General features: G+C 63.2%; 18 protein-coding genes. 4 read left to right on the top strand and 14 right to left on the bottom strand.

Features of this window, described 5'->3' with window-relative positions:
* The first annotated feature begins 166 nt into the window (after positions 1 to 166).
* The 3 genes from ABSY17_RS16975 (at position 167) to ABSY17_RS16965 (ending at position 3,916) form a co-directional block, all read left to right on the top strand.
* Complete coding sequence (locus ABSY17_RS16975; RefSeq protein WP_378943238.1) at positions 167 to 1,933, top strand: glucan ABC transporter ATP-binding protein/ permease; 1,767 nt, start codon at positions 167 to 169, stop codon at positions 1,931 to 1,933.
* Between the two features lie 115 nt (positions 1,934 to 2,048).
* Positions 2,049 to 2,813 (top strand): heme ABC transporter permease, encoded by a 765-nt coding sequence (locus ABSY17_RS16970; protein ID WP_378943235.1) that lies wholly within the window; start codon positions 2,049 to 2,051, stop codon positions 2,811 to 2,813.
* Positions 2,814 to 2,839: 26 nt separating this feature from the next.
* Entirely contained in the window at positions 2,840 to 3,916 is a 1,077-nt protein-coding gene (locus ABSY17_RS16965; RefSeq protein WP_378943233.1) for an NAD(P)H-dependent flavin oxidoreductase, read from the top strand.
* A gap of 22 nt (positions 3,917 to 3,938) precedes the next feature.
* Here the strand turns inward: ABSY17_RS16965 and glpK are convergent, their stop codons facing one another.
* The 10 genes from glpK to ABSY17_RS16915 all read right to left on the bottom strand — a co-directional run bounded on the left by glpK (position 3,939) and on the right by ABSY17_RS16915 (position 16,743).
* Entirely contained in the window at positions 3,939 to 5,432 is a 1,494-nt protein-coding gene (gene glpK / locus ABSY17_RS16960; RefSeq protein WP_378943230.1) for a glycerol kinase GlpK, read from the bottom strand.
* An 89-nt stretch (positions 5,433 to 5,521) separates the two neighbouring features.
* The gene (locus ABSY17_RS16955) at positions 5,522 to 7,246 is read right to left on the bottom strand and encodes a carbohydrate ABC transporter substrate-binding protein (RefSeq protein ID WP_378943228.1); all 1,725 of its coding nucleotides are present in this window, start codon (positions 7,244 to 7,246) and stop codon (positions 5,522 to 5,524) included.
* Positions 7,247 to 7,321: 75 nt separating this feature from the next.
* Positions 7,322 to 7,603 (bottom strand): DUF2160 domain-containing protein, encoded by a 282-nt coding sequence (locus ABSY17_RS16950; protein ID WP_378952792.1) that lies wholly within the window; start codon positions 7,601 to 7,603, stop codon positions 7,322 to 7,324.
* A gap of 155 nt (positions 7,604 to 7,758) precedes the next feature.
* The gene (locus ABSY17_RS16945; RefSeq protein WP_378952789.1) at positions 7,759 to 8,577 is read right to left on the bottom strand and encodes a carbohydrate ABC transporter permease; all 819 of its coding nucleotides are present in this window, start codon (positions 8,575 to 8,577) and stop codon (positions 7,759 to 7,761) included.
* A 115-nt stretch (positions 8,578 to 8,692) separates the two neighbouring features.
* Positions 8,693 to 9,559: a carbohydrate ABC transporter permease gene (locus ABSY17_RS16940; RefSeq protein WP_378943225.1), complete on the bottom strand. Its 867-nt coding sequence runs from the start codon at positions 9,557 to 9,559 to the stop codon at positions 8,693 to 8,695.
* Between the two features lie 3 nt (positions 9,560 to 9,562).
* Positions 9,563 to 10,630 (bottom strand): ABC transporter ATP-binding protein, encoded by a 1,068-nt coding sequence (locus ABSY17_RS16935; RefSeq protein WP_378943223.1) that lies wholly within the window; start codon positions 10,628 to 10,630, stop codon positions 9,563 to 9,565.
* 10 nt (positions 10,631 to 10,640) lie between these two features.
* Positions 10,641 to 11,723: an ABC transporter ATP-binding protein gene (locus ABSY17_RS16930; protein ID WP_378943220.1), complete on the bottom strand. Its 1,083-nt coding sequence runs from the start codon at positions 11,721 to 11,723 to the stop codon at positions 10,641 to 10,643.
* 37 nt (positions 11,724 to 11,760) lie between these two features.
* On the bottom strand, positions 11,761 to 13,290 hold the full coding sequence (gene glpD / locus ABSY17_RS16925; RefSeq protein ID WP_378943218.1) for a glycerol-3-phosphate dehydrogenase: 1,530 nt from the start codon (positions 13,288 to 13,290) through the stop codon (positions 11,761 to 11,763).
* A 357-nt stretch (positions 13,291 to 13,647) separates the two neighbouring features.
* On the bottom strand, positions 13,648 to 14,991 hold the full coding sequence (locus ABSY17_RS16920) for an AAA-associated domain-containing protein (RefSeq protein ID WP_378943215.1): 1,344 nt from the start codon (positions 14,989 to 14,991) through the stop codon (positions 13,648 to 13,650).
* A gap of 15 nt (positions 14,992 to 15,006) precedes the next feature.
* On the bottom strand, positions 15,007 to 16,743 hold the full coding sequence (locus tag ABSY17_RS16915) for an ABC transporter permease (protein WP_378943212.1): 1,737 nt from the start codon (positions 16,741 to 16,743) through the stop codon (positions 15,007 to 15,009).
* Between the two features lie 513 nt (positions 16,744 to 17,256).
* On the opposite strand from ABSY17_RS16915, the gene ABSY17_RS16910 reads away from it, so the two are divergent.
* Positions 17,257 to 17,778, top strand: a complete 522-nt coding sequence (locus ABSY17_RS16910) for a cytochrome c (RefSeq protein WP_378943210.1) — start codon at positions 17,257 to 17,259, stop codon at positions 17,776 to 17,778.
* An 87-nt stretch (positions 17,779 to 17,865) separates the two neighbouring features.
* On the opposite strand, the gene ABSY17_RS16905 is transcribed toward ABSY17_RS16910, so the two are convergent.
* The 4 genes from ABSY17_RS16905 to ABSY17_RS16890 form a co-directional block, all read right to left on the bottom strand.
* Positions 17,866 to 19,155, bottom strand: coding sequence for an NCS2 family permease (locus ABSY17_RS16905; RefSeq protein ID WP_378943207.1), 1,290 nt, complete (start codon positions 19,153 to 19,155; stop codon positions 17,866 to 17,868).
* Positions 19,156 to 19,478: 323 nt separating this feature from the next.
* Positions 19,479 to 19,862 carry a TraR/DksA family transcriptional regulator gene (locus tag ABSY17_RS16900; protein WP_378943205.1) on the bottom strand — a complete coding sequence of 128 codons (384 nt, stop codon included), beginning with the start codon at positions 19,860 to 19,862 and terminating at the stop codon, positions 19,479 to 19,481.
* Positions 19,863 to 19,883: 21 nt separating this feature from the next.
* The gene (gene lon / locus ABSY17_RS16895; RefSeq protein ID WP_378952786.1) at positions 19,884 to 22,217 is read right to left on the bottom strand and encodes an endopeptidase La; all 2,334 of its coding nucleotides are present in this window, start codon (positions 22,215 to 22,217) and stop codon (positions 19,884 to 19,886) included.
* A 93-nt stretch (positions 22,218 to 22,310) separates the two neighbouring features.
* The gene (locus ABSY17_RS16890; protein ID WP_378943202.1) at positions 22,311 to 22,715 is read right to left on the bottom strand and encodes an Hsp20/alpha crystallin family protein; all 405 of its coding nucleotides are present in this window, start codon (positions 22,713 to 22,715) and stop codon (positions 22,311 to 22,313) included.
* Positions 22,716 to 22,858 lie beyond the last annotated feature (143 nt).

The following is a 22,858-nucleotide window of genomic DNA, read 5'->3' as shown; positions in this document are numbered from 1 at the left end:
CAATTCCTTATAGCATCACACCAGATTACCGGCCGTTGCCATGTGTTGTTCGATTTTTTTGAACTCAACAGCTATCTGCGCATTGTCTTGCGGGACAGTGGTCGATACTGATCGACCATTGTGCGGTGCACAATGAAGGGACTGACGGGACTCATGGGGTACCAAAGTGTCGTTGCTTGAGGTTTATTGGAGAGCCCTCCGCTACCTTGCCGCCGATGGCAAGAAGGTGGGCTTGATTTGCGCGGCCAACATCGTGTTGGCGATCGTCACCATTGCCGAACCCATCCTGTTCGGGCGAATTATCGATGCCATTTCCGAGAAGTCGGAAGTGGTCCCGACCATGGCGCTGTGGGCGAGCTTCGGCGCGTTCAACATCGTCGCCTTCGTGCTGGTGGCGCGCGGCGCCGACCGTCTAGCCCATGCGCGGCGTGGCGAGGTGCTCTGTCAGTCCTTCGAGCGGGTGATAACCATGCCGCTCGCCTGGCACCAACAGCGCGGGACTTCGCATTCGCTGCATACGCTGCTGCGCGCCGTCGAAACGCTGTTCAGCCTTTGGCTCGAATTCATGCGCACGCATCTGGCGACCGCAGTTGCGCTGGTGTTGCTGATCCCGACGGCCTTCTCGATGGATACGCGGATGTCGCTGGTGCTGATCGCGCTCGGCGTACTCTATGTCGCCATCGGCCGGCTCGTCATGCGCAAGACCAAGGAAGGTCAGGCCTCGGTCGAGCGCCACTATCACAAGGTCTTCTCCCACGTTTCGGATTCGGTCAGCAATGTCGCGGTGCTGCAAAGCTACAACCGTGTCGGCCACGAGACCGAAGCGCTGCGTGGCTATGTCCGCGCGCTGATCGCGACCCAGAACCCGGTGCTCGACTGGTGGGCGCTGGCTTCGGCGATGCATCGCCTCGCTTCGACCATCTCGATGATGGTGGTGCTGCTCATCGGTGCCTATCTGGTGACCCATGGCCAGTTGCGCGTCGGCGAGATTGTAGCCTTTACAGGCTTCGCCTCGCTGCTCATCAGCCGCCTCGATCAGGTCTCGGCATTCGTCAACCAGATATTCGACGCGCGTGCCAAGCTCGAAGAGTTCTATCACCTCGAAGACAGCGCCGCCGACCAGAGTGAGCCCGACGGTCTGCGCGACCTGGAAAACGTCACTGGCCATGTTCGCTTTGAAAACGTCGGCTTCGAGTTCCCGAATTCGGGGCAGGGCGTACGCGACGTCTCGTTCGAGGTCAGCGTCGGCCAGACGGTCGCCATCGTCGGCCCGACCGGAGCCGGCAAGACCACGCTGATCAATCTGCTGCAGCGTGTCTATGCGCCGGAACAGGGACGCATCCTGATCGACGGCATCGATACCCGCACCGTGACCAGGAAGTCGCTGCGCCATTCGATCGCAACCGTCTTCCAGGATGCTGGCCTGCTCAACCGGTCGATCGAGGACAACATCCGTGTCGGTCGTGCCGGCGCCAGCAATGAAGAAGTGCATGCTGCAGCCGCCGCTGCGGCCGCGCAGGATTTCATCCTGTCCAAGAGCGACGGTTACGACACCAATGTCGGCGAACGCGGCGGGCAGCTGTCGGGCGGTGAGCGCCAGCGCATCGCGATTGCCCGCGCCATTCTCAAGAGCGCGCCGATCCTGGTCCTCGACGAGGCGACGAGCGCGCTCGACGTCGAGACCGAGAACCGGGTCAAGGACGCCATCGACATGCTGCGTGACGGGCGCACGACCTTCATCATCGCGCATCGGCTGAGCACGGTTCGCGATGCCGATCTGGTCGTGTTCATGGATCATGGCCAAGTGGTCGAGATGGGCGGGTTCGCCGAGCTTTCGTCACGCAACGGCCGGTTTGCATCGCTGTTGCGCGCTGGCGGCCTGCTCAATGACGAGGACGTCCGTCGCGTCACCCATGTCGAGGCAGCCGCCTGAGACGCCATTTCACGGCTGGAAATATCCTGCGGGGCGCTTCGGCGCCCCGTTTGCATTGAGGCCCGCGACGTCGGAACCGATTGCGGAGCAGGCTGGCCACCGCTATTTAGCGTTCATGACACAGATGACCTCGCAGCCTTGGCGTTTCAGCGACCTTGCCAATCCGACCCGCTTCATTGCGTTGGTCGACAAGGTCGTACCCTGGCTGGCCGGTTTGTCCGTCCTGGTTCTGGCCATAGGGCTTTATCTCGCCTTTGCCGCCCCTGAGGATTTCCAGCAAGGCATCACCGTCCGCATCATGTACATCCACGTGCCGTTCGCCTGGTTGTCGATGATGTGCTACTCAGTGATGGCCATCTCGGCTCTCGGCACACTGGTCTGGCGCCACCCTCTCGCCGATGTCGCGTTGAAATCGGCAGCACCAGTCGGTGCCGTCTTCACCGCGCTGGCACTGCTCACCGGTTCGATCTGGGGCAAGCCGATGTGGGGCACCTGGTGGGTATGGGATGCCCGCCTGACGTCGGTCTTCGTGCTTTTCCTGATGTATCTCGGTATCATCGCACTGACCCGCGCGCTCGACGATCCAGCGCGCTCGGCGCGTGCGGCGGCTGTCATCACGCTGGTAGGCTTCATCAATATCCCGATCATCAAGTTTTCAGTCGAATGGTGGAACACCCTGCATCAGCCCGCTTCGGTGTTGCGTCTTGACGGTCCGACGATCGATTCGAGCATGCTCTGGCCGCTGCTCATCATGGCGGTTGGCTTCACCCTCATGTTCTTCACCCTGCATCTGATGGCGATGCGCACCGAGATCTGGCGCCGGCGCGTCATGGCAATGCGCCAGATCGCTGCCCGAAGAGCCGAACGCCAGCAGGCCTGAAGGCTTTCAACAGGAGGCAAGACCCCATGTGGCCGGATCGTCGTATTCTTGATCTTCTGGGCCTTGAACTTCCTATCCTTCAGGCGCCGATGGCGGGCCCTGTCTATTCCGAAATGGTGATAGCCGTTTCCGAAGCCGGCGCCCTTGGAGGTTTGCCTTGCGCAATGATGACGCCTGACAAGGCGCGCGCCGAACTCGGCATCATCCGCCAGCGCACCGCACGGCCAATCAACGTCAATTTCTTCTGCCACAAGCAGCCTGAGGAAGACGCGGCGCGAGAGGCCGCCTGGAAGCGTCGTCTCGCGCCCTATTATGTCGAACTCGGGCTAGATCCCGGCGCACCAGTGCCGCGTTCCGCACGTGCGCCATTCGATGACGAATTCTGCGCAATCGTCGAGGAATTCAGGCCGGAGGTGGTGAGCTTCCATTTCGGCCTGCCGGATGAGGTGTTGCTCGACCGCGTCAAGGCAGCCGGCGCGAAGGTCCTGTCTTCGGCGACGACCGCCGACGAGGCTGTGTGGCTTGAGGCGAGGGGCTGCGACGCCATCATCGCCCAAGGCTCCGAGGCAGGCGGCCATCGCGGAATTTTCCTGACCAACGACATCGCCAACCAACCCGGAACCTTCGCGCTGGTGCCGCAGGTGGTCGATGCTGTCAAAGTGCCTGTCATTGCCGCCGGTGGGATTGCCGACGCGCGCGGCATCATCGCCGCCTTCGCGCTTGGAGCGTCGGCGGTGCAGATCGGTACCGCCTATCTTTTTTGCCCGGAGGCCAAGGTGTCGGCGGTGCACAAGGCGGCGCTTCGAGGCGCGAAGGACGACCACACTGCGCTCACCAATGTCTTCACCGGTCGGCCTGCGCGGGGCATCGTCAATCGCATCATGCGTGAGACCGGGCCGATCTCCGATCTCGCGCCGGAGTTTCCGCTTGCCGGCGGCGCGCTGGCGCCGCTGCGGGCCAAGGCCGAGGCGCAGGGGTCGGGCGACTTCACTTCGCTATGGTCGGGGCAGGCGGCCAGCCTCGGCCGGGAGATGCCGGCTGGCAATCTGACCAGGATGCTTGGCGAGGAAGCGCAAGCGCTACTCGCCAAGTTGGCCGGGTAGTCCCGCTCGTCGCCGCGAGGACCTATTTCGGCGTCAGCGTCCGGCGCACCGCCTCGTGCCAGCCCTTCAGCTTGGCGGCCCGCATTCCCGGTTCCATCTGCGGTCTGAATTCGCGGTCGAGGGCCCAGGACTTGGCAAAATCCTCGGCCGAGGGCCAGACACCAGCCCGCGACCCGGCCAGCCAGGCCGCGCCCAATGCCGTCGTTTCAAGCACCGTCGGACGATCGACCGGCGCGTCGAGGATGTCGGACAGGCGCTGCATGGTCCAGTCGGAGGCGACCATGCCGCCGTCGACACGCAGCACAGTCTTGCCGTTTGTCGATTTCCAGTCCTTCTTCATCGCGTCGAGCAGGTCGTGGGTCTGGTAGGCAACGGATTCTAGCGTTGCGCGTGCGAACTCCGCCGGTCCGGTGTTGCGGGTGAGCCCAAAGATCGCGCCGCGCGCCTCGGCATCCCAATGCGGCGCGCCGAGCCCGACGAAGGCCGGAACGAGATAGACGTCCTGCGTTTCATCCGCATTGGCGGCCAGTTCGCCACTGTGTTCAGCCTTTCCGATCACCTTGAGGCCATCCCGCAGCCACTGCACGGCCGCACCCGCAACGAAGATCGAGCCTTCGAGCGCATAGGTCGTCTTGCCGTCGAGGCGGTAGGCAATGGTGGTCAGCAGGCGGTTCTTCGAGCGGACGATATCGCTGCCGGTATTGAGGATGGCAAAGCAGCCCGTGCCATATGTCGATTTCATCATCCCGGGTTCGAAGCAGGCTTGCCCGATGGTCGCCGCCTGTTGGTCGCCGGCCACACCGAGGATCGGAATCTCGGCCCCGAACAGAGACTTGTCCGTCACGCCGAAGTCGGCCGCGCAATCCTTGACCTCGGGCAGCATCGCCGCGGGGATACGCAGGATGTCGAGCAATTCGGCATCCCAGGCGTTCTTCACGATGTTGTAGACGAGCGTGCGCGAGGCGTTGGTTGCGTCGGTCGCATGCACCTTGCCGGCGGTCAGGCGCCAGATCAGGAAAGAATCGATGGTGCCGGCCAGCAGTTCGCCGCGCGCAGCACGGGCGCGCGCGCCTTCGACCTTGTCGAGCAGCCAGGCGATCTTGGTGCCAGAAAAATAGGGGTCGAGCAGCAGGCCGGTCTTCTCGGTGAAGAGAGGCTCGAGGCCTCGTTCCTTGAGTTCGGCGCAAAGCGGTGCGGTGCGGCGGTCCTGCCAGACGATGGCATTGTGGATCGGCCTTCCGGTCGCCTTGTCCCAGATGACGACCGTCTCACGCTGGTTGGTGATGCCGATTGCGGAGATGTCGGCGGCAGTCTTTCCAGCCTTGTCGAGCGCGATGTGCACGGTCGAGACGACACTGTCCCAGACCTCCTCGGGATCGTGCTCGACCCAGCCGGAATCGGGAAAATGCTGGGTGAATTCCTTCTGGCCCGCGCCGACGACCTTCATCCTCGCGTCGAACACGATCGCCCGACTGGACGTCGTGCCCTGGTCAATGGCCAAAACGAAACCGCTCATTTCATGCTCCTGCAGTCACTTGCATAAATAGGGGAGGCGGCACTACGCCGTCTCCCCGGATACTCCATCGGGCAAACTGTCGCCCGAACTTACTTGCTCCAGCTTTTCACCAGTTCGTCATAGTTGACGGTGATCGGCTTTTCCTTCTCGTTCTCGATCTTCAACTGCGGCGCCAGATTGCCGTTCTTGGCCGCGTCGGCATTCCAGTAGGCCAGGTCATGCTTCTCAGCCAGCTTCGGACCGATGTCGCCCTGGATTCCGGCGCGCTCGAGGCGTTCCAGCACCTTTTCCTGCTCCGCACACAGCGAGTCCATGGCCTCCTGGGCGCTCTTTGCGCCCGACGACGCGTCCCCGATCGCCTGCCACCACAGCTGCGCCAGCTTCGGATAGTCAGGCACGTTGGTGCCGGTCGGCGACCACTGCACGCGGGCCGGCGAGCGATAGAACTCGATCAGTCCGCCGAGCTGCGGCGCGCGGTCGCTGAAGCTCTTGTGGTCGAGGGTCGACTGGCGGATGAAGGTCAGGCCGACATGGCTCTTCTTCACGTCCACCGTCTTCGAGGTGACGAACTGTGCATAGAGCCAGGCGGCCTTCGCGCGATCGTCGGGCGTCGACTTCAGGATCGTCCACGAACCGACGTCCTGGTAGCCGAGCTTCATGCCGTCCTTCCAGTATACGCCATGCGGCGAGGGAGCCATGCGCCATTTCGGCGTACCGTCTTCATTCATGACCGGCAGGCCTGGCTTGACCATGTCGGCGGTGAAGGCCGTGTACCAGAAGATCTGCTGGGCAATCGCGCCCTGGGCCGGCACAGGGCCGCTCTCGGAGAAGGTCATGCCCTGGGCTTCCGGCGGCGCATAGCCCTTCAGCCAGTCGAGATACTTGACGATCGAATAGACCGAAGCCGGCCCGTTGGTGTCGCCACCGCGGTCGACGCAGGAGCCGACCGGCTGCGACTTGGCATTGACCTTGATGCCCCATTCGTCGACCGGCAGGCCGTTCGGCAGGCCCTTGTCGCCGTTGCCGGCCATCGACAGCCAGGCGTCGGTGAAGCGCCAGCCGAGCGAGGGATCCTTCTTGCCGTAGTCCATATGGCCATAGACCTTCTGGCCGTTGACGTCGCGGCCGGTGAAGAATTCGGCGATGTCCTCATAGGCCGACCAGTTGACCGGAACGCCGAGGTCGTAGCCGTATTTCGCCTTGAAGTCGGCCTTGTTCTTATCGTCGTTGAACCAGTCGTAGCGGAACCAGTAGAGGTTGGCGAACTGCTGGTCGGGAAGCTGGTAGAGCTTGCCGTCAGGTGCGGTGGTGAACTTGGTGCCGATGAAGTCGGCGACGTCGAGGTTGGGGTTGGTGACGTCCTTGCCCTCGTTGGCCATCCAGTCGGTCAGGCTGCGCGCCTGCTGGTAGCGCCAATGCGTGCCGATCAGGTCGGAGTCGTTGACATAGGCGTCATAGATGTTTTCGCCCGACTGCATCTGCGTCTGCAGCTTCTCGATCACGTCGCCTTCGCCGATGAGGTCGTGCGTGATCTTGATGCCGGTGATGTCGCTGAATGCCTTGGCCAGCGTCTTCGATTCATATTCGTGGGTGGTGATGGTCTCCGAAACGACTTTGATCTCCATGCCGGCGAAAGGCTTCGCCGCATCGATGAACCATTGCATTTCAGCTTCCTGGCCGGCGCGATCGAGCGCCGACTGGTCCTTGATTTCGGCATCGAGGAAGGCTTTCGCCTCGTCCATTCCGGCAAAGGCATTTCCTGCTCCCAGGAGCAGAGCAAGCACGCTGGTAGACGTCAAAATTCTAAAACGCATTTCAGTCCTCCCAAACAAGGTTGCATTGCCATTTGGCGCCGTCGCGGGTCTGCGGCGGTTCCAACACTTCCCTCTCTAGACGAAGCGGAATACGCCGATGGCGTAGACTACTGCGAGAGCGAGAGCCCACCACAGGTTGGGGCCGACCAGCCCCAGCCATGCGAGATGAATGAAGGCGCTGCCGAGCAGCGACACGAAGAGACGGTCTCCTCTGGTTGTCTCGAAACGGAGAATGCCGACACGCGGGTTGCCGCCGGGCGAAAAATACTCCCACACCCCCATGCCCACGAGCATGAGGAAGATGGTGGTGAAGAACAGCGCCGTCGGCAGCGTCCATGCCATCCAGGAAAAGTTCAGGCGGAGCGCCAGATTGAATCCGAACATCTCGATCTGGTTCGGATCGGGGAAGCCCAAAAACATCGCCACGACATCGAACTGCAGGCCGATCCAGGCCACCAGCACCAGCAGGCAGCCGACGATCGACCAACGTGCAATACTGTTCGTGTCAGGCATCACACCCTCCCCAGGGCAAAGCCCTTGGCGATGTAGTTGCGGACGAACCAGATCACGAGCGCGCCCGGAATGATGGTCAGCACGCCCGCCGCCGCCAGCACGCCCCAGTCCATGCCCGAGGCTGAGACCGTGCGGGTCATGATCGCGGCGATCGGCTTGGCGGCGGTCGTGGTCAGCGTGCGGGCAATCAGAAGCTCGACCCACGAGAACATGAAGCAGAAAAAGGCGGCCACCCCGATGCCGCTGGCGATCAGCGGCACGAAGATCTTCAGGAAGAAGCGCGGGAACGAATAGCCGTCGATATAGGCGGTCTCGTCGATCTCCTTGGGCACGCCTGACATGAAGCCCTCGAGGATCCACACCGCCAGCGGCACGTTGAACAGGCAGTGGGCCAGCGCCACCGCGATGTGGGTGTCGATCAGGCCGAAGGCTGAATAGAGCTGGAAGAAGGGCAGGGCGAACACCGCCGGCGGCGCCATCCGGTTGGTCAGCAGCCAGAAGAACAGGTGCTTGTCGCCGAGGAAGCGATAGCGCGAGAAGGCATAGGCGGCCGGCAGGGCGACGGCGACCGAGATCGCGGTGTTCATCACCACATAGATGATCGAATTGATGTAGCCCTTGTACCAGGACGGATCGGTGAAGATCACGCGGTAGTTGTGAATCGTCGGGTTTTGCGGCCACAGCGAGAAGGTGCCGAGGATCTCCTGGTTGGACTTGAAGCTCATGTTGATGAGCCAGTAGATCGGTAGCATCAGGAAGATGATGTAGATGGTGGGCACCAGCCACCAGAAGCGCGATTCCTCGCCGCGGCGGCGCATCCGGCGCGCTAACGCTTTGTCCGATGCGCCATGGGCAGCAGCGGGCGCGGCCGGTGCGCTGCGCATCAGCTTCTGCTTGTCGGCGTTCACGGCAACGTCCCTTGCGCCCGCCATCTCACTTCTCCACGCCGTAGTTGGTCATCACGGTGTAGAAGACCCAGGAGAGCAACAGCACGATCAGGAAGTAGATGATCGACATCGCCGCCGCCGGGCCGAGGTCGAACTGGCCGACCGCCATCTTGACGAGGTCGATCGACAAATAGGTCGTCGAGTTGCCGGGGCCGCCGCCGGTGACGACGAAGGGCTCGGTGTAGATCATGAAACTGTCCATGAAGCGCAGCAGAACTGCGATCAGCAGAACGCGCTGCATCTTCGGCAGCTGGATGTAGCGGAACACCGCCCAGCGCGAGGCGCCGTCGATCTTGGCGGCCTGGTAGAAGGCGTCGGGGATCGACACCAGCCCGGCGTAGCAGAGCAGCACCACCAGGCTGGTCCAGTGCCAGACATCCATGATGATGACCGTGACCCAGGCGTCGAAGGGATCGTTGACGTAGTTGTAGTCGATGCCGAGCGCGGCCAGCGTATGGCCGAGCAGGCCGATGTCTATGCGCCCGAAGACCTGCCAGATGGTGCCGACGACATTCCATGGAATGAGCAGCGGCAGCGCCATCAGCACCAGGCAGACCGGCACGCCCCAGCCCTTGCGGGGCATGTTGAGGGCAATGAAGATGCCAAGTGGGATCTGGATTGCCAGGATGATGGTCGAGAAGATCAGGTTGCGGCCCATCGCTGCCCAGAAGCGGGGCGAATGCAGGATCTCCTCGTACCATGTGCTGCCGGCCCAGAAGAAGACGTTGTTGCCGAAGGTGTCCTGCACCGAATAGTTGACGACCGTCATCAGCGGGATCACCGCCGAAAATGCCACCAGCACCAGCACCGGCAGCACCATGAACCATGCCTTGTTGTTCCAGGTCTTTTCCATGGATCAGCCCCCCATCTCGACGCGCCAGGACTTGTCGTAGAGGTTGATGCCGGCGGGGTCGAAGGTGACGCGCGGCTCGGTGGGGATGCTGTCGTCTTCGCCGATGATCACCGCGATTTCGCGGCCTTCAAGTTTTGCGCGGACGACCTTGTGGCGGCCGATGTCTTCGACCTTGTGAACCGAGACCGGCATGCCTTTGGTGCCGAGCCGCACATATTCGGGGCGGATGCCGAGTTCGATGGTACTGCCTTCGGCGTCCGGCGAGCCCGGCAGCTCAACGACGTGCCCGCCGAGCCGGGCACGCCGACCTTCGACAGCCACCGGCAGGACGTTCATGCCGGGCGAGCCGATGAAATAGCCGACGAAGGTATGCTTTGGACGTTCGAACAGTTCGGCAGGCGTGCCGATCTGGACAATCTGGCCGTCATACATGACCACGACGTTCTCGGCGAAGGTCAGCGCCTCGGTCTGGTCGTGGGTGACATAGATCATCGTGTAGCCGAAGCGGCGGTGGAGATGCTTGAGCTGCGAGCGCAGCACCCACTTCATGTGGGGATCGATGACCGTCAGCGGTTCATCGAACAGGATGGCATTGACGTCGGAGCGCACCAGTCCGCGGCCGAGCGAGATCTTCTGTTTCTGGTCGGCCGTCAGCCCGCGCGCCTTGCGCCCGGACCAACTGGCGAGATCGATCATCTCCAGCGTCTCGCGCACCTTGCGGTCGACCTCGGCTTCCGCAACACCGCGATTGCGCAACGGGAAGGCGAGATTGTCGTAGACCGTCATGGTGTCGTAGACGACTGGGAACTGGAACACCTGGGCGATGTTGCGCTCCTGCGTCGACAGTCGCGTGACGTCCTTGCCGTCGAACAGCAGCCGGCCGTGCGAGGCATGGAGCAGGCCCGAGATGATGTTGAGCAGGGTGGTCTTGCCGCAGCCCGACGGGCCGAGCAATGCATAGGCGCCGCCGTCGTCGAAACTGTGGTCGACTTCCTTGAGCGCATAGTCGCTTTCCGTCTTCGGATTTGCACCGTAGGCGTGGCGGATATGGTTGAGGTCGATGCGCGCCATCCCGTCGTCCTCATGCAGCCATGGAATGGGAGGGAGAGGCAGCGCGGCCATCGGCGTCGAACACCATCACATGGCGCGGGTCGATGAACACCTCGATGATCTCGTCCGCTTCGTACTGGCGGATGCCGTGGGCCAGCATCACCCAGCGCACATCGGCGAAGTCGAGATGCACGAAGCTCTCCGAACCGGTGATCTCGGTGACCGAGACCTTGGTCTTGACGCCGGCGGCGTCGCGGGTACGCCTTTCGAAGGAAAGGTGGTGGGGCTGGAAGCCGATGGTGTAGGGCCCGTCGGCAATGCCGGCCAGCTCCGCCGGCACGGGCAGTGCCACCCCCCCGTCGAGATGAAAGTTGCGCCCGCTCTTTTTCAGCCTGATCGTGTTGAGCGGCGGATCGGCAAAAATCCTGGCGGTGGTCAGGTCCCGGGGCTTTCGGAAGACGTCGATCGTCGGCCCGAACTGGGTGATCCGGCCTTCCGAGAGGGTTGCGGTATTGCCGCCCAGCAGGAGGGCCTCATGCGGCTCGGTCGTGGCGTAGACGAAGATCGCGCCGGTTTCGGCGAATATCCTTGGCAGTTCGGCGCGCAGTTCCTCGCGCAGCTTGTAGTCGAGATTGGCCAGCGGCTCGTCGAGCAGTACCAGCCTGGCGTTCTTGACGATGGCGCGCGCCAGTGCGGTGCGCTGCTGCTGACCGCCGGAAAGATTGAGCGGCGTGCGGTCCAGATAGGGCGTCAGCTTGAGCAGTTCGGCCGCGCGCCGCACGTGCCTGTCGATGCTGGCCTTGTCCATGCCGGCCACCCGTAGCGGCGAGGCGATGTTTTCGTAGACGGTCATCGCCGGGTAGTTGATGAATTGCTGGTAAACCATGGCGATGTTGCGCTTCTGGACGGGTACGCCGGTGACGTCGACGTCGTCGAACCAGATCGAGCCGAAAGTCGGCCTGTCGAGCCCGGCCATCAGCCGCATCAGGCTTGTCTTGCCCGAAAGCGTAGGTCCCAGAAGTACGTTGAGGCTTCCGTGCTCGAGCTTGAGCGACACGTCGCGGATGTGGTCCGCGCCTGCCACCGACTTGGTTACGTTGCGCAATTCCAGCATTTCCCCTCCTCCCGGGGCAGATGCAGGCGGTTGGCGCCTACTCTGCCGCGGCGTGATGTACGCCAGGGCTTATTCCATGCAGAAATTCGTCTAGTGCTGCGGCTTGTTCCCTGCCGAGCTTAAGGCCACGCTTGGTTCGACGCCAGAGCACGTCTTCGGCCGTGACAGCCCATTCGTTTTCGACCAGATAGCGCACCTCGGCCTCGTAAAGGTCGGCGCCGAAATTGCGACCCAGGTCGGTTTCGGATTTTGCTGCGCCGAGCAGGGCCTTGGCCCGCGTGCCATAGAGCCGTGTCAGGCGCCGCGCCAAGCCAGGCTCGAGGAAAGGATAGGCCGACCTGAGCTTCGCCACTTCCGCATCGAAGCCGGTGACCGCGAACTCGCCGCCCGGAAGGGCAGCAGAATGCGTCCATGGCTTGCCCTTGTTGCCAAGGTGCTTTTCGATGATTTCGAGCATCGACTCGGCGAGCCTGCGATAGGTGGTGATCTTGCCGCCGAAGATGTTGACGATGGGCGCCTGACCCTCGCCGCCCTCGGACTTCAGCACGTAGTCGCGCGTCGCTTCCTGGGCTTTGGTCGCGCCGTCGTCATAGAGCGGGCGAACGCCGGAATAGGTCCAGACGATGTGCTCGGGCTTCACCGGTTCGGCGAAATACTCGCTTGCCGCGTCGCACAGATACTCGGTCTCGGCCTGGGTGATCTTCACCTCGTGCGGATCGCCATCGTAATCCCGGTCGGTGGTGCCGATCAGGGTGAACTCGTCCTCGTAGGGAATGGCGAAGATGATCCGCCCGTCCTTGTTCTGGAAGAAATAGGCGCGGGGATCGTCGAACTTCTTGCGCACAATGATGTGGCTGCCCTGGACGAGCCGCACGTTGTGGACGTTGTCTTGCCCGACGGTCCCGGCAAGCACATGGTCGATCCACGGGCCGGCCGCATTGACGATCAGCCGCGCCTTGACCTCTTCGACGGCGCCGTTGCGCTGGTCTTCGACGCGGATCGTCCAATGCCCATTGTCGCGGCGCGCGTTCGTCACCTTGGCGCGGGTGCGGATCGTGGCGCCACGGTCAGAGGCGTCGCGGGCGTTGAGCACTACCAGGCGCGCATCGTTGACCCAGCCGTCCGAATATTCGAAGGCGCGCGCAAAGATCGGCTTCAGCGGCTTGCCGGCTGCGTCGCTGCGCATGTCGAGCGTCTTGGTCGCCGGCAGGAGCTTGCGGCCGCCGATGTGGTCGTAGAGGAACAGGCCGAGCCGGATCAGCCAGGCGGGACGCAGTCCCTTGGCGTAGGGCAGCACGAAGCGCATCGGCCAGATGATGTGCGGCGCGTTCTTCCACAGAACCTCGCGCTCCATCAGCGCTTCACGCACCAGCCGGAACTCGTAGTGCTCGAGATAGCGCAGGCCGCCATGGATGAGCTTTGTGGAGCAGGAAGACGTACCGGAAGCCAGGTCATTCATCTCGGCGAGGTAGACCGAGTAGCCTCTGCCAACCGCATCGCGCGCGATTCCGCAGCCATTGATGCCGCCGCCGATGACAAAGATGTCGTGTATTTCCGGTATGCTCACGCCTTCGCCGCCTTTTCGCACTGCAGCATTTTTAGCTCTTTTCGAAGCTATATAGGGATTATTTCGAACTAATAACGAATGTCAAACGAAATGTACCAGCTGCGATGCGCTTTCGGTTTCGATGCTGGCGGATCTTGTCGATGGGCATATCAGGAGGATGGATCGGCCAACTGGACGAACGGCAATGGCGGGTTTTCCGATTTTCTGGATTCGAACTCGCACCGGCGATAGATAAAGCTGCTCTATGTGAAGCAGTAGTTTCGTTTTTGGGGAATATAGTCGGAAACGAAAGTTGGCGGGGCCGCGCCTATTGTTAACAGCGCGAGCCCACACTGCCGCAGGCGGCGACCGGCCTGGTCAGGCGGGGTTCTCCAGATTGAACTCTCCGGCTTGCTCGTCATAGCCGAACAACTCGGCATAGCGGCCCCATGAAATGGCAGCGCGGAGCGTCGCCTCCGCGTCCGCCACCGACATGTGGTCCTCGAGTTCTTCCGAGAAGCGCGTGAATGGCGCGCGGTGGCTCGGCCGTTCGTCGAGCACCCGCCGGATCATCGCTGCAAGCGGCACATAGGTGGCGAGATGCTCGGCAAACTGCTGCTTGCGGGTGTCGATGTCCGAATCGACGAACTGCCTGCCGGCGTCCGTCAGTTGCACGTCGCCCTCGGCCATCTCGGCAAAGCGCAGCAATTGCAGGGTCTCGGCGATCGGAAACAGCTCGTCTACCTCCATCTGCAGCGTCGCCGCCAGTTCGGGCAAGTCGGCCTTGCCGCCATAGGCGGGGGTAGCAAGCTCCTCCATCAGGCCGGACATCAGGTTCGTCGATATGTGCGGCAGCACCATGTTGATGCCGGTCCCGGGCAATCCATCAACGGCCCGCTTCTCGGCCTTCTCGGCCGGAGTGCGCTGCGTCATGCGAGCGTAGATATCGTCCACCAGCTGCCGGAAGGCGAGATCGTCGCGATCTCTGGGGTGCGGCAGCTCGATCTTGATCTCGGCGGCAACTCGTCCGGGGTTCGAAGAGAAGATCAGGATGCGGTCGCACATCAGCACGGCTTCCTCGATGTTGTGGGTCACCATCAGGATCGACTTGATCGGCAGCCGGCCCTCGATCCACAGGTCGATGAGGTCGGTACGCAGCGTCTCTGCGGTCAGCACGTCGAGTGCCGAAAATGGCTCGTCCATCAGCATCAGGCGCGGATGGACGACGAGCGCGCGGGCGAAGCCGACGCGCTGGCGCATGCCGCCGGAGAGTTCCTTGGGATAGGCGCTTTCGAAGCCGTCGAGGCCGATCAGGTCGATTGCCTCGATGGCGCGGCGGCGGCGCTCGGCCGCCGGCACGCCGAGCGCCTCGAGGCCGATCTCGACGTTTTCGAGCACGGTGAGCCAGGGAAACAGCGCAAAGCTCTGGAACACCATCGACATGCCCTCGCAAGGGCCCGACACTGGCGCATCGCGCCAGCGCACGCTGCCGCTGGTCGCCGGCACAAGACCGGAAAGCACGCGCAGCAGCGTCGACTTGCCGGAACCCGAGCGGCCAAGCAGGCCGACGATCTCGCCCTCGCGGATGGTCAGCGAGACGTTGTCGAGTACGACGAGCTCGGTATTGTCGCCCTTGGGGTAGACCATGCGCACGCCTGCGAGATCGACCAGCGGGGCCGGGGCGAGGCTGGAATGGTTGTTCTGGAGTTCGAGCAGGGACATGGGATGTTCCTTTCCTCAGTCGAGGCGCAGACGGCTGGCGGCAAAGGCATAAAGCGGGCGCCAGAGAAGTCGGTTGAACAGGATCACGAAGAGCGACATGACCGCGATGCCAAGAACGATGCGCGGATAGTCGCCGGCGGCCGTGGCTTCGGCGATGTAGGCTCCGAGCCCATGGGCCTTGAGCGTAGTGCTGCCCCAACTCGCCACTTCGGCGACGATCGACGCGTTCCAGGAACCGCCGCTGGCGGTGATCGCACCGGTGACATAATAGGGAAAAACCCCCGGCAGGATGACCTTGCGCCACCACTGCCAGCCACGGATGCGGAATGTTGCCGCCGCCTCCTTGAGGTCGTTGGGGAAGGCGCTGGCACCGGCAATGACGTTGAACAAGATGTACCATTGCGTGCCCAAAACCATCAGCGGCGACAGCCAGATGTCGGGGTTGAGACCGAGCCGGACGATGGCCACGACGGCGAAGGGAAAGACGATGTTGGCCGGGAAGGCGGCGAGGAACTGCGCCAGCGGCTGGACCCGCTCGGCAACGCGCGGCCTGAGGCCGATCCACACGCCGACCGGCACCCAGATCAAGGTGGCGAGCGCCATCAGCACGACGACGCGCAGCATGGTCAGCACGCCCAGCCCGACGACCTTTCCGACTTCCGCCCAGGCGAGTTCCGTCGCGATGAAGCGGGCGATCAGCCATATCGATGCGGACGCGGCAGCCAGCACGATCGCCAGCCAGGCACGATCTGCCCAGGCGCTGGACAGCCACGCGTCGACCCTCCCGGGCTTGGCGGCAGGCAAGGCGAAACGCTGGCGCGGCAGGGCGGCAAGGGCGGTTTCGAAGGGGCGAAGCAGGATCTGGAACAGGCGCGTCCTCCTGATGGCGACGAGCAGCCAGGAGTGCGGCGCCACCGCACCGGCGGACTGCTCGACCCGGAACTTGTCGCTCCACGCGACCAGCGGCCGAAACAGCAACTGGTCGTAGATCAGGATGACGACGAGCATCGCCATCACTGCCCAGCCGACTGCCTGCAGGTTTTTCCGGGCGATTGCGAGCGCCACATAGGAGCCGATGCCGGGCAGCGTGATGGTGGTGTTGCCGACCGAGATCGCTTCGGAGGCGACGACGAAGAACCAGCCGCCCGACATCGACATCATCGTATTCCAGACGAGACCGGGCATCGAGAACGGCACTTCGAGGCGCCAGAAGCGCTGCCAGGGAGACAGCCGGAAACTGCGCGTGGCTTCGTCGAGATCGCGCGGTACCGTCTTCAGCGACTGGTAGAAGCTGAAGGTCATGTTCCAGGCCTGGCTGGTGAATATCGCGAAGATGGCGGCGAGTTCGACGCCGGCCACCTGGCCCGGAAAAAGTGCCATGAAGCCCACCACCGTGAACGACAGGAAGCCCAGCACCGGCACGGACTGGAGGATGTCGAGCAGCGGGATCAGCACCATTTCGGCACGACGGCTCTTCGCTGCCAGCGCACCATAGGCGAGGGTGAAGACGAGCGACGCCACGATAGCCGCCAGCATGCGCATGGTCGTGCGCACCGCATATTCCGGCAGCATCGCCGGGTCGAGCGAGATGGGCGTCTGCTCGAGGGCGGTGAGCGGCGCAAGCGTGGCGCGGCCGCCCTGGATGATGAGGATGAGCGTCCCGAAGACCAGGCCGAAGGCCAGCGCGTCCCACAGATTGGGCACGTAGCGCCGCGCGCGGCCGGCCTCGAGTGCCGGATGAAACAAGGTCATGGTCTGACAACCCGATTGTCGAATGGAAGCAGGGCCGCGCGACGGCGCAACCGGCGACTGCTGTCAGGGCAGCAGCGTTAGCTTCCTATTCGATCCCCACGGTCGGCACACCGCAGGGCGGGTTGAAGGATGCGGAAGAGTGCTGTCCGCATGGTTCACCTCTTGTCCACTGCCTGCCGGCGGGACGGGTAAACCGGACGCAGTCGGTCAGGTTCGCGACGCCGTGGCGAGCAGGCTGATGCTAGATCGACTGGAACTGTCCATTAACGGAGCTATCCTGAGTTGCTGCCGGCATCCAAGGCCGGCAATTGGTATATCTGTCTCGATCATCTTGGCGTCAAGTTGAATTTTTGGTGAGCGCCGGACCGCTCAACGCAGCGGTTTTCGCCCCTTTTCAGTGATCGCCAATGGTGCGAAGGTTTGCCGTCCCTTGAAACGATACAAGTCTTGGGAAGCAATCAGCAGGGGATATGCGAAGTCGAACAGCAACCAAATTGAGACAAGGGTGACGTAATGTATCGAGCACCATTTGGACTTGTATGCTTGGCCGCAACATTTGCTTTCTCGTCGCCGGTCCTGGCGAACGAGCAGGAGATCAAGCGGGGCGAATATCTGGTTACGATAAGCGGCTGCAACGACTGCCACACGCCGGGATATTTCCTGGGAAAGCCCGACCAGGACAGGTTCCTCGGTGGCTCGGATGTTGGTTTCGAGATCCCTGGAGTGGGCGTCTTCGTCGGCCGCAACATAACGCCCGACAAGGAAACCGGTATCGGCAACTGGACCACGGAGCAGATCGTGACCGCGATCCAGGCGGGCCAGCGACCGGACGGACGCGTGCTGGCTCCGATCATGCCATGGCATGCCTTTGCCCAGCTGACGCCCGAAGATGCCCGGGCTATCGCCGTGTTCCTGCAGAGCGTAGAGCCGGTCAGCCAGGCGATACCGGGCCCGTTCAAGCCGGGTGAGAAGGTTTCCACCTTCCTGTTCCGCATCTCTCCGCCCGGCGAAATCGCGGCCGCTGCGCCGAAATAGGCTTTGATCGGGTTCCAAGGCCTTGCAACAATGGTTTCGCCGGAGGCCGCACTTGCGCGCCTCCGGCAGAGATCTTGAGCTTGACCCTCAAGCGAAGAACGCGAAGCGGATGACGAACAGCGCCGCCACCAGCCAGGTTGCCAGGTGGACTTCGCCCGGCCGACCCGTCAGCGTCTTCAGCACGGCGTAGCTGACGAAGCCGAAGGCGAGGCCATTGGCGATCGAATAGGTGAACGGCATCATCAGCGCCGTCAGCGCGGCCGGCGCCGCCTCGGTGATGTCGGCCCATTCCACCTCGACGAGCTCGCGCATCATCAGGCACGCGACGTAGAGCAACGCGGGCGCCGTCGCATAGACCGGCACCGAGCCGGCCAGCGGCGCGAAGAACAATGCTGCCAGGAACAGCACCGCGACGACGAGTGCGGTGAGCCCGGTGCGGCCGCCGGCCTGCACGCCCGATGCGCTCTCGACATAGGCGGTGGTGCTGCTGGTGCCGAGCAGCGAGCCCGCGACGATCGCTGTGCTATCCGCCAGAAGCGCACGGCCGAGCCGGTTGGGCTTGCCCGGCTCGATCAGCCCGGCGCGCTTGGCGACGCCGATCAGCGTGCCGGTGGCGTCGAACACTTCGACCAACACGAACACCAGGATCACGTGCACCAGGCCGGTATGCAGTGCGCCGACAATGTCGAGCTGCAGGAAAGTGGGCAGGATGGATGGCGGCATCGAAACGATGCCTCCGAACTGGCTGACGCCAAGCGCTATCGATGCCAGAGTGATCGCCAGGATGCCAATGAGGATCGCGCCGCGCACCTTGAGCGCATCCAGCGCGGCAATGATGAAGAAACCGGCAATCGCAAGCAGCGTTCCTGTCTGGCTGAGGTCGCCGAGCGTCACCAGCGTGGCCGGGCTGGCCGCGATGATGCCCGAGCTCTTCAGCGCGATGATGCCGAGGAACATGCCGATGCCGGCGGCGATGGCGCTGCGCATCGAATGCGGGATGCCGGCGATCAGCCAGCTGCGCGCGCCGCTGACCGTCAGCAGCAGGAAGATGACGCCTGATATGAAGACGGCCCCCAGCGCTTGCTGCCAGGAAAAGCCCATGGCGCCGACGACCGTGAAGGCGAAGAAGGCGTTGAGCCCCATGCCCGGCGCCATGCCGATGGGCCACTTAGCGACAAGGCCCATGATCAGCGAGCCGAGTGCCGCGGCAAGGCAGGTGGCGACGAACACGGCGTTGCGGTCCATGCCGGTGGACGACAGGATCTCGGGGTTGACGAAGATGATGTAGGACATCGTCAGGAAGGTGGTGATGCCGGCGATCACCTCGGTCCGGACGGATGTTCCCTGTTCCCTAAGGTTGAAGAACTTTTCAAACACGCTTTGCATCCTCCCATGCGGCGAGGAGCAGCCATGGTTCATGGGCCGCATATGCGAGCCGTGTAAACCCCCACGGCCCACAAGGCCGGCAACCTGCCAGACTGCGCCTTCTGGGCCGCCGGCCTTGAGTGCCAGATGGCGGCACCGTCCCCAGCCGGTCGGCCATGATCTCGACTCGGGCATGATTGCTTGTCGAGGTGGACAAGCTTCCGCCCGTTCTTCTGGAGGCACAAGGGCGGCAACGATCTTTCCGGTGGATGCAGTATCGAGTTCGCGCGGTCAAACAGCTGTGACGCTGCCGGAACCTGGTACGGATGCGCCGCCTACATCCGTCTTTGCTGGTGTTCCAGATCAGCTTCTTCCCCGACGGTCAGAATCGCTTCGGGTGTGGCCTCCAGTCGGGCTTTCGGTATCCGCTTGCCGCTGATGTCGGAAATTCCGTAGGTGCCTTCCTCGATCTTCTGCAGCGCCCGCTCGATCGCCTTGAGGCGGCGATTGTCCACGTCATGAAGGGCCTGGTGGACTTCGGTCTCGCTCATTTCCTGGGCGGTTTCCTCGAATTCGCGGGGCTCGTCGCCGCGCACCTCTCTTTCCGCCCGCTCCTTCGCCAGTTCAGCCAGTTCGGGGCCGAGAAGCTGCCGGCGCAATGCCTGGAGCCGCCCGCGCTGTTGCTCGATAAATGACTTGTCCATGGACCAGTCCGCCAATGTGTTCAGGTTGCAGCCGATCTATTCCGCCGCCGCCGCTTTGGTTGAGGAGCCTTCCAATCCGGCAGTGATCGCGTCATCGACCTTATCCAGCCAGATGAATTCGAGCGTCTTGCGGGCATCTTCTGGGATCTCTTCGAAATCGCGGCGGTTGCGAGCCGGCAACATCACCCGCTTGATCCCAGCCGCTGCAGCCGCGACCACCTTTTCCTTGATGCCGCCGACCGGCAGCACCAGCCCGCGCAGGCTGATTTCACCGGTCATGGCCGTGTCGTTGCGCACCGTCCGTCCGGTCAGCAACGACACCAGCGCCGTGAACATGGCGACGCCGGCACTTGGTCCGTCCTTCGGCGTGGCGCCGGCCGGGACATGCACGTGGATGTCGATCTTTTCGAAAACACTCTCGTCGATGCCGAGCGACACCGCACGGTTCTTGACGATGCTGAATGCCGCCTGGGCGCTCTCGCGCATGACCTCGCCAAGCTGGCCGGTAAGGATCAGGCCACCCTTGCCGGGAACCCGCGTCGCTTCGATGAACAGGATGTCGCCGCCGACAGGGGTCCAGGCCAGGCCCGTGGCAACCCCGGGAACGCTGGTACGCATGGCGACTTCGTTCTCGAAACGCCGCGGCCCAAGGATCGTTTCGAGTTCGGTCGCCGTGATCGGCACTTTGGCAGCACTGCCTTCGGCGATCAGCACTGCCGCATGGCGCAGCGCGCGGCCGATCTCGCGCTCCAGGGTCCGCACGCCCGCCTCGCGGGTATAGTCGACGATGATGTGCCGGAGTGCCTCGTCGTCGATCTCGGCCTGACCGGGCTTGAGACCATTCGCCTCCATCTGACGGCCCACCAGATAACGTCGGGTGATCTGGAGTTTTTCGTCTTCGGTGTAGCCGGCAAGGCTGATGATCTCCATGCGGTCGTAGAGCGGACCGGGCACGGTATCGAGCATGTTGGCGGTTGCGATGAAAACCACCCGCGAAAGGTCGAACGGCACGCCGAGGTAGTTGTCGCGGAAGGTGCTGTTCTGTTCGGGGTCGAGCACTTCAAGCATCGCCGCCGACGGGTCGCCCTGGATCCCGCGTCCCATCTTGTCGATCTCGTCCAGCATCATGACGCAATCGCGCGCCTTGGCCTTGCGGATCGCCTGGATGATGTTGCCTGGCAGCGCGCCGATATAGGTGCGGCGATGGCCCCTGATCTCGGCTTCGTCATGCACGCCACCAAGGCTGACGCGGGCGAAAGGCCGCCCCATCGCACGGGCGATGGATTGGCCGAGCGAGGTCTTGCCGACGCCGGGCGGGCCGACGAAACACAGGATCGGCGCCTTGCCGTGCGGCGCAAGCTTCCGCACGGCGAGATATTCGATGATCCGGCGCTTGATCTTGTCGAGCCCGAAATGATCCTTGTCGAGGATGCGCCTGGCCTCCTCGATGTCGATCGGCTTTTCCTCCGGAAGCGCCCAAGGCAGTTCGACCAGCCAGTCGAGATAGTTGCGCACCATGCCGGCTTCGGCAGCCGCCTCCGGCATCCGTTCGTAGCGGCGAAGTTCCTTGCGAGCCGTTTCCTCCACTTCCGTCGGCATCTGCGCCTTGGTGATCGCCTCGCTGAGTTCGGCGATCTCGGGTCCCTTGCCTTCGGCCTCGCCAAGCTGTCGCTGGATCGACGCCATCTGCTCGCGCAAGATCACCTCGCGCTGGCGCTCGTCGAGTGCCGCCTTGGTCTGGCGGCCGATTTCATGCGTCAGCCGGAGAACTTCGAGCCGTTGCGCCAGGAACCACGAAACCTTTTCGATCCGGGCCACGACATCGGTGGTTTCCAGGATCTCCTGTTTCTCCTCGGGCTTGATGTCGAGATAGGCCGCGATCAGATCGGCAAGCGCCCCGGGTGCCGTGGCCGATTGCACCGCCGCGAGCATCTCCTGGGGGACCTGCGGAAGCAACTGCAGCCCCTCCATGGCCTGCTGGCGCAGGTGCAGCGTCCGCGCCTCTATCTCGGGTGTCTGTTCCTCCGATTGCGCGATGCGCTGCACGCGGGCAGCCAGGAAGGGCCGCTCGTGAATGAAATTGACCACGCTGAAGCGCTGTTCGCCTTGCAGGACAAGATGATGGTGCCCGTCCGGCGTGTTGACGTAGCGCAGGATGTTGGCAACCGTTCCAGTGCGGTGCAGCTCGAGCGCCGACGGCTCGGCGACTTCCGGATCCCGCTGCATCAGGATGCCTATCGAGCGCTCTTCGCGCAGTGCCTGCTGCGCGGCAAGGATCGAGGCCTGCCGACCGATGCTCAGGGGAAACACGGTGCCGGGGAAAACGACCACATCGCGCGCGGCAAGGATGATAAGGCCGTCATCAGGCAGGGCAGCGGTAGCTGGGGCCGGCTGGTCGGTTCCAGCCTCGGTTTCGGCGGCGCGGAGAATTGTGTCGCGATGATACACGGCTGTTCCCCCGGCTCAGGCCATCTTGCGCAGGCTGAACACGAGGCAGCCGTGCTGGGCGCTGCGTTGTACCGATGAGTAGTGACCGGGCGGCAGCGGGATGCGCCGCTCGAAGCGGCCTTGCGGAAGCTCCAGGCGATGGATGACGGCGGCGCGCAGTTGCGGCGGATGCAGCTTTCGGCCGGCAATCAGCAGCGCATTGCCTTCGATGGCGGCTTCGACGAGGTCCGGATCGATCCCCGGCAGGGCCACAAGGATCAGCACCTCGTCGGCCAGCTCGAGCACGTCCACGGGGGGCTCCCACGCTGCTTGCAAGGGAGCCGGACGGGGCTGGAAGAACTGCCGGTGCAAATGTTCCGCGCGGGCCAGCATCTCGATCGCATCCGACCACATGGAGTTGTTGGGATCGTCACGCCTCATCGCAAAACTCCGCCCCGATCGTCGGTGTCACTGGTCTTTTCGGCCCACAAGGTTCCAGCGCGGGCCAAGCGCTGAGCTGTCGTCAAACGGCCAATTCGCCGAGGACGGACAGCGATCCCGACCATGCAACCGCATCACCTGGG

This window comes from Mesorhizobium sp. ANAO-SY3R2 (assembly GCF_042466635.1).
Classification (GTDB): domain Bacteria; phylum Pseudomonadota; class Alphaproteobacteria; order Rhizobiales; family Rhizobiaceae; genus Aminobacter.
This window is presented reverse-complemented; position numbering and strand designations above follow the sequence as displayed.